This window comes from Parageobacillus thermantarcticus (assembly GCF_900111865.1).
GTDB classification, from domain to species: Bacteria; Bacillota; Bacilli; order Bacillales; family Anoxybacillaceae; genus Parageobacillus; species Parageobacillus thermantarcticus.
Genome location: NZ_FOJS01000094.1, coordinates 1 through 1982, shown reverse-complemented (window position 1 = coordinate 1982; position 1982 = coordinate 1). Strand labels below are relative to the sequence as shown.

Annotated in this window: 1 protein-coding gene; it reads left to right on the top strand. The window is 51.7% G+C overall.

The window, feature by feature from the left end; genetic code table 11:
- The first annotated feature begins 195 nt into the window (after positions 1–195).
- On the top strand, positions 196–1854 hold the full coding sequence (locus BM278_RS18105; RefSeq protein WP_090952516.1) for an IS1634 family transposase: 1659 nt from the start codon (positions 196–198) through the stop codon (positions 1852–1854).
- The last annotated feature ends 128 nt before the right edge of the window (positions 1855–1982 follow it).

Below are 1982 nucleotides of genomic sequence, written 5' to 3'. Positions count from 1 at the left end.
AAGCAACTTGCTTTGTTTCATTCAAAAAATTGACACAAATTATTCAAAAAAAATTCACAATCCACTAAAAAAATGTGATTTAATATACAATAGAACTCACATTTCGCACCCTCCCAACGAAAATCGGGAGGATTTTTTGTGTCCATCGTCGAATGAATCCTTGACATACAAGGAAAGTGAAGGAGTTTTTCTCTCATGAACGTTCAAGTCAAAAAGGTCTATCGCAATTATTATTTGAATATAATAAGTGCCCTATTCAAGAAACTGGGCCTGCCCCAATTGATTGACCATCTCGTTCCCGTTGATCCACAGTGCCAGACTCGAGTCAGCGATGCCGTTCAGGCCATCATCTACAATATGTTTGACGGCCGGCAAGCCCTCGTTCACGTGGAACGATGGGCTCAGGAGATCGATCTAGAGAAACTCATCCGTCCCGGTCTCCATCCTTCCTGGTTGAACGACGATGCCTTGGCTCGTCATCTCGACCGCTTGTATGAGGCCGATATTCACAAGGTGATCAGCACTTGCTTGATTCACATTTATCGCAAAGAAGGCCTTTCCCTCCGAGCCTTTCACGCCGATACGACGGACAAGACGGTTTACGGCGCGTATGAATCGGCCTCATTAGAGGCTTTGCAGATCACACATGGCTATAACCGCCATCATCGTTGGCAAAAACAGATCGGCTTCGGACTGGTCGGCAACGAGGACGGCATCCCGTTTTACGGCGATGTGCACGACGGCAACCTGCCTGACAAAACGTGGAATCCGGAGGTGCTGTCCCGTGTCCACGAACAGCTCAAACAAGCCAAGATGGAAGACGAATGGATTTACGTGGCCGATTCCGCCGCGATGACAAAAGACACTCTGGCGCAAACCAAAGCGGCCAACGCCTTTTTGATCACCCGAGGCCCTTCGTCGCTCCGCATCGTCAAACGGGCATTCGCGGAGGCCGATTCGGCCCACATCCCGTGGAGCGACCCCTTTACGCTGGCGGAGAGAAACGGCGCCACGTACCGGGTATGGGAAACATCCTCCACCTATGAAGGCCACCCCGTTCGGCTGATCGTCGTCGAATCGAGTGCGCTCGACCAGCGAAAAGGAAAGACGCTCGAAAAAGAACGAACCAAAGAAGCGGAGCTTCTTCGCGAGGAACAAGCCCATTGGGAGCGCCACCCTTTCTCGTGCCGGGAAGACGCTGAACAAGCCTTGGCGTCCCTCAAGACGTCCCTTCGCCCACGGTTTCATCAGGTCAAGGCCGCGGTCGAAGAGATCGTACGCCCGAAAAAACGGCGCGGACGGCCGAAAAAAGGGGCGGAACCCGAGATGGAGACGCGGTATCTCTTGCGCCTTGACGTCGAATTCGACCAAAACGCGTGGGAACAGGCAAGACGGAAAGCGTCCCGGTTTGTCCTCGTCACGACCGTTCCGGAGGAATGGAAGGGCCAACAAATGGATGCCCAAGAGATCTTGAAGCTATATAAAGGGCAGATCTCGGTGGAAATGAACTTCGCTTTTTTGAAAGACCCTTTTTTCACGGATGAGATCTATGTCAAAAAGCCAGAACGAGTTGCGGTATTGGGCTATTTGTTTCTCTTGGCCTTGGCCATTTACCGCGTCTTTCAGCGCCGGGTGCGCCAGTTCATCACACCCGAACACCCATTAAAGGGCGCCGGAGGCCGCAAGCTGACCCGACCGACGGGGCAGGCGATTTTCCAGCTGTTTCAATATGTGAACGTCGTCCTCCTGGAGCTGCCGGATGGACGCATCCAACGCTCACTGGATCGCTCCCTCACCCCTGAACAACGAAGGATTCTGCAGGGGTTGGGGCTGGATGAGAGCATTTACGTGTAACGTCATACGGAACGACCAGCGATGGTAAAAAAAGGATAGCCATCGCTCGTCGTGTTGGTCAAAAAGTTATTCTGAAAAACTAAATAAAAAATCCTTTGTTTTGACCTTGTTAGGGTGCGAAATGTGAG